The organism is Planctomycetia bacterium (assembly GCA_034440135.1).
Taxonomy (GTDB): domain Bacteria; phylum Planctomycetota; class Planctomycetia; order Pirellulales; family JALHLM01; genus JALHLM01.
Map to the genome: position 1 here is coordinate 1 of JAWXBP010000411.1, position 8,499 is coordinate 8,499.

Genomic DNA, 8,499 nt, shown 5'->3' on the forward strand with positions numbered 1-8,499 from the left:
AGCATGGGCAGCGTGGTGAGCCACGAGTTCGGCCCGCGCAACAACTTGCCGCCGTACGTGTGCATTCCGAATCAACCGAACGAGTTCGCGGGGACGGGCTATCTCAGCTCGTCGTTCGCGCCGTTCAGCCTGGGCGCCGATCCGGCAGCGGGCGGCTTCCAAGTGCGCGATCTCAATCTGCCCGGCGGCGTCGACGACAATCGATTCGGACGCCGCAAGACGGCGCTCGAGGCGGTGAACGACTATTTCAAGAAAATGGAAGAGTCGGACAAGCTGGACGCGATGGATACGTTCTACGAGCGGGCCTACAGCCTGATCAGTTCGCAAGCGGCGCGCGAAGCGTTCAATATCGACGCCGAACCGGCCGAACTGCGCGACGCGTATGGTCGCAATGAAGCTGGACAGCGGATGTTGATGGCCCGTCGCCTGGTGGCCGCGGGCGTGCGGCTCGTGTCGCTCACTTACGGCGGCTGGGACATGCATAACGGCATCGCGCAGGGCATGCGCGGATCGATGCCGGCTTTCGATCAGGCGTTTGCGATGTTAATCACCGACCTGGAACGTCAAGGATTGCTCGACACGACGCTCGTGATGGTGTCCAGCGAGTTCGGCCGGACGCCGAAGATCAACGGCACCGCGGGGCGCGACCATTGGCCGAAGGTATTCAGCGTGGTGCTCGCTGGCGGCGGCATCAAGCGCGGTTCGATTTTCGGCTCGTCGAACGCCGTGGCGAGCGAGCCGGAAGACGAACCGATCGAGCCGCAGGATTTGGCCACGACCGTGTATCACCAACTGGGCATCGTCGCCGACAAGGAATTGATGGCGCCGGGCGACCGGCCGATCGAAATCGTCGACGGCGGCCAGGTGCGGAAGGGTTTGCTGGCGTAGCCGATCGCGTATTTCACCGCGGAGGCGCAGAGGCATAGTGGCCTTTCGCTCCGCGAATAGGCGCCCTTCCGCGGAGCGAAAGGCGACAGTGGTCTGCCACAAGTTACAGGCTCATATATGAATTCACGCTTTGAATCGCAGCGTAATGCCAAATGGTGGGTGTGTGCCGCTGCCTTAGTAGTGTGGTCAACGCAGGATTCGGGCGCTGCGAGTCCGAGTCTTGGATCCATTACGCCCTATGGCGCGCAACGTGGGACCGAGGTCGATCTCAGCTTTAACGGCGGGCGATTGGCGGACGCCGAAGAGATTCTGTTCTACGACGCCGGGTTCGAGGTGAAGAGCCTGGCCGCGGCGGATGGAACCGTGACCGCGAAAGTGGCGATCGCGCCGGATTGCCGGCTCGGGGCTCATGCGATGCGCGTGCGCACGACGACCGGCATCAGCGAATTGCGGACGTTCTACGTCGGCGCGCTGGCGGTGGTGAACGAGGCGGAACCGAACAACGACTTCGCCGCGCCGCAAAAAATCGAGTTAGATCAGACGGTCGCGGGCGTGACCGAGAACGAGGACGTCGACTACTACCTTGTCGAAGCGAAGAAGGGGGAACGCGTCACCGCCGAGATTGAAGGCATCCGCCTGGGCTATGCGTTCTACGATCCGTATGTGGCGATCCTGGATTTGAAGCGCTTCGAGCTGTCGCGCAATGACGACGACGCGCTTGTGTGGCAGGATTCGGTTGCTTCGATGATCGCCCCGGAAGATGGACAATATATCATTCAGGTGCGCGAGACGGCTTACGGCGGCAATAGCTCGTGCGTTTATCGCTTGCACGTGGGGCGCTTTCCGCGACCGCATGCCACGGTGCCGGCAGGCGGCAAGCCGGGCGAAACGCTGACGGTGCGTTGGCTCGGCGACTTGTTGGGTGAGAAAACCGAGCAAGTGACGCTGCCGATGGAGATGCCGGCGCGGTTCGGCTTGTTCGCCAAGGACGAGTTGGGCATCGCCCCTTCGGCGAATGTGTTTCGCCTAGGCGATTTAGCGAACACCTTGGAAGCGGAGCCGAACAACGATGGCGCATCGGCGACATCCTTCGCAGCGCCGATGGCGCTCGGTGGCGTGATCTCCGAGCCGGGCGATATCGATTGCTTCAAGTTCGCCGGCAAGCAGGGGCAGGTGCTGGAAATTCGCGGGCTCGCTCGCGGCATTCGCTCGCCACTCGATCCCGTGATGAACGTCTATCGCATCGGCGGCGCCGGCGTGGCCGGCAACGACGACAGTGGCGGGCCTGACGCGTACTTGCGAGTGACGTTGCCGGAGGATGACGAGTATGTCGTCGCGGTGAATGATCACCTCGGCAAGGGTGGCCCGTCGTATGCGTATCGGATTGAGCTCGCGCCGGTCAAACCGCGATTGGTGATGGGCTTGCCGGAGCGTTCGCAGTTTGTCGACGTGACCATCGACATTCCGCAAGGAAATCGAACGGCCGCGCTAGTGAGCGCGTCGCGCGCGGACTTTGGCGGCGAGTTGGCGATCGACGTCCAGGATTTGCCGCCGGGCGTGACCATCGAAACTGAAAACATGCCGGCGAACCAGACCATCGTGCCGGTGCTGTTCACAGCCGCGGCCGATGCGCCGATGGCCGGACGATTGGCGGATATCGTCGGCAAGACGACCGATCCGGCCTTCGTCCTCGAAGGACATCTGGAACAAACCACGTCAATGGTCCGTGGGCAGAACAACATTCAAGTCTGGACGCACATTGAGCAACGCGCTGCTACGGCCGTGACCGCCGCGGCGCCGTACAGCATCGAAGTCATCGAACCAAAAGTGCCGTTGGTGCGCGACGGCTCGATGGAGTTAAAGATCCGCGCCACGCGACAGGAAGGTTACACGGCGCCGATCACCGTCTATATGCTCTACAACCCGCCGGGCGTCGGCTCGCCAAGTAGCGTGGCCATTCCGGAGGGGGCGACGGAGATCAATCTGCCGCTGACGGCCAACGGCGGCGCGGAAGTGCGGAAGTGGAAGATCGCCGTGATGGGTTCCGCGCCGGTCGGCAATGGCAGCGTGCTGGTGTCGTCGCAACTGGCGACGCTTGACGTGGCGGAGCCGTATGTGGGATTCACCTACGAGTCGGCGGCGGTCGAAAAGGGCAAGGAGACGGAGCTCTTCATCAAGGTGGCGAAGAACAAAGAGTTTACCGGCAAGGCCACCGTGGAGTTGCTTGGTTTGCCGAACGAAGTCACCACGACGCCGAATGAGATCACGCCGGAGTCGACCGAAGCGGTGTTTAAGTTGACGACGACGGCGAACTCACCGGTCGGCAAACATGTGACGCTGCTGTGCCGCGTAATTCTCACGCAAGACGGCGAGCCGATCACGCACATGATCGGTACAGGCGAATTGCGCATCGATGAACCACTGCCGCCGAAGGCCGACGCTCCGGCGGAAGCGCCTGCCGTGGCCGCCGCGCCGGCGCCGGACGCGCCACCAGAGAAACGCTTAACTCGCCTGGAACAACTGCGGGCCGATCGCCAGAAGGCGAAGGCCGCCAAACAACAACCCGCGCCGACCCCCGAGGCTGGCTCCTGAAATGGCACGTACATTCGTTTTTCTATCCGCGTGGATGTCATTGATCGTCGCCGCGCAGGGCGAAGCGACGATCACCAAGATCGACGTCTTTCCGCCTGCCGTGGAATTGAGCACGTCGCGCGATCGCCAGCCGCTCGTCGTGATGGCCACGCGCAGTGACGGCGTGACGCTCGATGTCACCGCGCAAGCGACATTGACGCCCACGAATGCGGCGATTGTGCGGTTCGAGGGGCCGATGATTTATCCGGTCGCCGACGGCGAGGCGGCGATTCAAGTCGACTATGCCGGGCATACGGCGGAGATTCCGCTGGTCGTCAAGCAAGCCGCGGTGGATCGCCCGGTCAGTTTCAAGCTGGACGTGATGCCGATTTTCATGCGGACCGGTTGCAACACCGGCAGTTGCCACGGCGCGGCGCGCGGGAAAGACGGTTTCCGTTTGTCGTTGTTCGGCTACGATCCGGACGGCGATCATTTTCGCATCACGCACGAACTGAGTTGCCGGCGGATCAACCTTGCATTGCCGGCGGAAAGTTTGTTGATGGAGAAAACGGTCGGCGCGGTACCGCATTCTGGCGGGAAGCGGTTCGCGCCGGAGTCCGAGTATTACCAAACGATGTTGCGCTGGCTCGATGCCGGCGCGCCGAATGATCCGAGCGCGGTCCCGGAAGTGTTGAGCGTGGAGCTTTATCCGCGGCAGTTCGTGTTGGAAGGAGAGGGCGCGACGCAGCAGATGATCGCCCGAGCGAAGTACGCCGACGGGACGGATCGCGACGTGACGAATCTGGCCGTGTTTCTCACCAACAACGACAACTCGGCCGCAATCAGCCCGGACGGCATGGTCACGGCGGCCAATCGTGGCGAGGCCTTCGTGATGGCCCGCTTCGCCACGCACACCGTGGGAAGCCAGGCTCTGGTGTTGCCGAAGGACCTGCAATACACGCCGCCGACGGAAACGCCGGTCAATTACGTTGATGAGTTGGTGAATGCCAAATTGCAGAAACTACGCCTCGAGCCCAGCGAGTTGTGCAGCGACGACGTGTTCCTGCGGCGCGTGACGATCGACATCACCGGCGTGCTGCCGAGCGAACAGGAGTTTCAGGAATTCACCGCCGACGCCGATCCGGCGAAGCGGGCGAAACTTGTCGATCGCTTGCTGGAGCGCAAGGAGTTCTCCGAAATCTGGGCCATGAAGTGGGCCGAGTTGTTGATGGTGAAGAGCAACAACGACGTCAGCTACAAGTCGATGTTTCTCTACTCCAACTGGCTGACCGAACGCATTTCGTCGAACATGCCGCTCAACCTGATGGTGCAGGAACTGCTCGGCGCGAACGGCGGTACGTTCACCAACCCGCCGACAAATTACTATCAGATCGAACGCGATACGCTCAAGACGGCGGAAAACGTCGCGCAGGTGTTCATGGGCATGCGCACGCAATGCGCCCAATGCCACAACCACCCGTTCGATCGCTGGACGATGGACGACTACTACAGCTTCGCCGCCTTCTTCTCGCAAATTGGCCGTAAGGGAGGCGAGGACTATCGCGAAACGATCGTCTTCAATTCGAGTAGCGGCGAGGTCGGTCACCCGGTCGGCGGACGCGCAATGCCCCCGAAGTTTCTGGGGGGCGATACTCCGGACGTGACGGGGAAGGATCGGCGCGTGGTGTTGGCCGAATGGCTCGCCTCGCCGAAGAATCCTTTTTTCGCGACGAGCGTGGCGAACCGCGTCTGGGAGCATTTCTTTGGCGTCGGGATTGTCGAACCGATCGACGATATCCGCGTCAGCAATCCGGCGAGCAACCCGGAGTTGTTCCAGGCGTTGGGGGATCGCTTCACGCAATACAACTACGATTTCAAGCAGTTGGTGCGCGACATTTGCAACTCGAACGCCTATCAACGTTCCAGCCGACGTAACGAGAGCAACGCGAGCGATGAATTGAACTTCGCCCATGCTCGCATTCGCCGCATCAAGGCGGAGAATTTGCTCGACTCGATCAGCGAAGTGACGGAAACCAAGGATAAGTTCCAAGGCCTGCCGATCGGCGCACGGGCCGTGCAGATCGCCGACGGCGGCGTGTCAACGTATTTCCTGACGACATTCGGACGCGCGACGCGGACGACGTGCGCGGTATCGGAGGTGAAGACCGATCCGACCTTGTCGCAGTCATTGCATTTGCTGAATGGCGACACCGTGGAAACCAAGGTCCGTGATGGCGGCGTTGTGAAACGCTTGGTGGACGCCGGCAAGTCGCCGACGGAGGTGATCGAATTGATTTACGTTCGCGCGTTCTGCCGGAAGCCGACCGCGGAAGAAGGGGAGAAGTTGTTGCAGATTGTCGCCGCGGCGGAAGATCCACAACGGGGAATCGAAGACGTCTTCTGGGCAGTGCTGAATTCGCGGGAGTTTTTGTTTAACCACTAATGTCTTCTGTAGCCGAGGTCGATGACCTCGACCGCGCAAGACGTCGTTCTCCAAACAACCGATTGTTCCATTGTCCACGTCCTCTCCACCGGCCTCACAGAGGCCGGCTACAGACGGAATTGTGATCACGCCTATGAAATTCGCTTGGCAAGTTTTGTTTTTCGGTTTGCTTCTCAACGGCGTATCATCGTTTGCCCGCGCTGACGAGGCTGCGCCGGCGGCGAAGATTACTTACGACGAGCACGTGCAGCCAATCTTGCGACAGCATTGCTTTACCTGCCATGGCGAGAGCGACGCCAAGAGCGATCTGCGCGTCGATAACTTTGCGGCGCTCATGCGCGGCGGGGCGAGCGGCGAGGTAGTCACCGCTGGAGACGCGGACTCTTCGCGATTGTGGGCGCTCGTCTCGCACGCGGAATCGCCGGAGATGCCGCCGGATCAGGATAAATTGCCGGAACCCGAGTTGAATACGATCAAGGAGTGGATCACGCAAGGGGCGCTTGAAAACTCCGGCTCCGTGGCCAAGGTGAAGGCCAAGCCCAAGGTGGAGCTCAAGGTCTCGGTCGGCGCCGGGAAGCCGGCAGGTCCGGCCGCGATGCCCGAGGGACTTTCGCGCCAGCCGATCGTACACACCTCGCGCGCCGCGGCCGTGACGGCAATCGCCGCGAGTCCCTGGGCGCCGGTCGTGGCGATCGCTGGGCAGAAGCAGATTTCGCTGTATCACACCGAAACATCGCGATTGCTGGGCGTGTTGCCGTTTCCGGAAGGAACGCCGTATGTGTTGAAGTTCAGCCGTTCCGGCGCGTTGCTGCTCGCGGGCGGCGGGCGCGGAGGGCACTCCGGCAAGGTCGTGTTATTCGACGTCACGAACGGCCAGCGCGTCGCGGAAATCGGCGATGAGCTCGACGCCGTGCTAGCGGCCGACATCAACGACGATCACACGCAGGTGGCGCTGGGCGGACCGAAAAAGATCGTACGCATCTTTTCCGTAGCCGATGGGAGTCTGCTGTTCGAGATCAAGAAGCACACCGATTGGGTGACCTCGATTGAATACAGCCCTGACGGCGTGCTGCTCGCAACGGGCGACCGCAGCAATGGGTTGTTCGTCTGGGAAGCTGAGACGGCTCGCGAATATCAGAACTTGAAGGGACACAATCTCGGGATCACCAGCGTCTCGTGGCGTGGCGACGCCAACTTGCTGGCCAGCGCCAGTGAAGACGGGACGATCAAGCTGTGGGAAATGGAAAACGGCTCGCTGATCAAGAGTTGGGACGCGCATGGCGGCGGCGCGGCGTGCGTCAGCTTCTCGCATGACGGCCGGTTGGTGTCCGCGGGGCGCGATCGCGTCGTCAAGATCTGGGACGCCAACGGCGCGCAGCTGCGCGCGTTCGACGCCTTCCATGATCTGGCGCTGCAATGTGTATTCACGCACGATGATGCGCAAGTTGCTGCTGGCGATTGGACCGGCGAAGTGCGACTATGGAATGTTGCGGACGGCGCGCTGGTCGGCAATCTGTTGTCGAATCCGCCGACCTTGCAGATGTTCGCCGAGGCCGAAGCGGCGAAGGCCCAAGCGGCAGTGTTCGCCGCCGAACAGGCCGCTGCCAACGCGGCTGCGGCGACGAAATCTCTCGAGGAGAAATCCGCGGCGCTGGCGGAAATTGCGGCACGGCTGAGCGCATTGCAGGCAGAGGCCGCTCAACTCACCGCCGATCGCGCCGCGATGGAGCAAGCGGCTAACCAGGCGACGGCGGCTGCCCAGGCGGCGACCGATGCCGTTGCCGCGGCGAAAGCTGCCGCGGACACCGCGCACGCCGAGGCGAATCAGGCCGCTCAGGCGGCCAATGTTACGGCGCAAGCCAACTCGGGGAAGTAAGAGGGAGTCGCGCGTTGAGCGGCGTGTTGACAACGCGCGGGGCAATGTTTCTGATTTGCTTGGCTTTGAACGCGCTCCACGTCGCAGGTTTACTTCCATGAATTACGCCGAATTGATTTTGCCTGAGTTCGAACAAGAGATGGCCAGCACGCGCAAGGCGCTGGAACGCGTGCCGGACGACAAGCTCGATTGGCAAGCGCATCCCAAGTCGCACACGATCGGCTGGAACGCCAATCACCTGGCCGAGATTCCCGGCTGGGTCGCAGGGACGTTGCAGGGCGATTCCTGGGACATTTCCCCGCCCGGTTCGGAGCCGTACCGTACCCCGTCGTTGCCATCCCGCGCGGCGATTCTGGAGAGCTTCGACAAGAACGTCTCCGCCGCGCGGAAGGCCATTGCCGCGGCTCCGGACGCGTCCATGCAAGACAACTGGTCGCTCTTGATGGGCGGACGCACCATTTTCACCATGCCCCGGGCGTCGGTGATCCGCTCCTTCGTGATTAATCACACGATTCACCACCGGGCGATTCTGCTGGTCTATTTGCGACTCAACGACGTGCCGATTCCCGGCATGTACGGGCCCTCGGGTGACGAGTCATAACGACGGTCCACTGTTTCCTTTTCGCGCCGCGAGAGGCCCAGCACCTTTCGCGGAGCGAAAGGGGACTGAGTTGGCGTTGCTCGACTGTTGCGTACAATTCCTCGCCACGTCTTCCCGAAT

5 protein-coding genes are annotated in these 8,499 nt (G+C 61.8%); all 5 read left to right on the forward strand.

The window, feature by feature from the left end:
• A partial coding sequence (locus SGJ19_23985; protein MDZ4783319.1) for a DUF1501 domain-containing protein occupies positions 1–888 on the forward strand: 888 nt, incomplete at its 5' end.
• A 180-nt stretch (positions 889–1,068) separates the two neighbouring features.
• Positions 1,069–3,480 carry a PPC domain-containing protein gene (locus tag SGJ19_23990; protein MDZ4783320.1) on the forward strand — a complete coding sequence of 804 codons (2,412 nt, stop codon included), beginning with the start codon at positions 1,069–1,071 and terminating at the stop codon, positions 3,478–3,480.
• A gap of 1 nt (position 3,481) precedes the next feature.
• Positions 3,482–5,902, forward strand: a complete 2,421-nt coding sequence (locus SGJ19_23995) for a DUF1549 domain-containing protein (GenBank protein MDZ4783321.1) — start codon at positions 3,482–3,484, stop codon at positions 5,900–5,902.
• Between the two features lie 133 nt (positions 5,903–6,035).
• Positions 6,036–7,778, forward strand: a complete 1,743-nt coding sequence (locus tag SGJ19_24000) for a c-type cytochrome domain-containing protein (protein ID MDZ4783322.1) — start codon at positions 6,036–6,038, stop codon at positions 7,776–7,778.
• A gap of 97 nt (positions 7,779–7,875) precedes the next feature.
• On the forward strand, positions 7,876–8,379 hold the full coding sequence (locus SGJ19_24005; GenBank protein ID MDZ4783323.1) for a DinB family protein: 504 nt from the start codon (positions 7,876–7,878) through the stop codon (positions 8,377–8,379).
• The last annotated feature ends 120 nt before the right edge of the window (positions 8,380–8,499 follow it).

Excerpts from the sequence above, each read along its gene's own strand:
- SGJ19_23995 (MDZ4783321.1), top strand. The coding sequence starts at position 3,482 with ATGGCACGTACATTCGTTTTTCTATCCGCGTGGATGTCATTGATCGTC.
- SGJ19_24000 (MDZ4783322.1), top strand. The coding sequence starts at position 6,036 with ATGAAATTCGCTTGGCAAGTTTTGTTTTTCGGTTTGCTTCTCAACGGC.
- SGJ19_24005 (MDZ4783323.1), top strand. The coding sequence starts at position 7,876 with ATGAATTACGCCGAATTGATTTTGCCTGAGTTCGAACAAGAGATGGCC.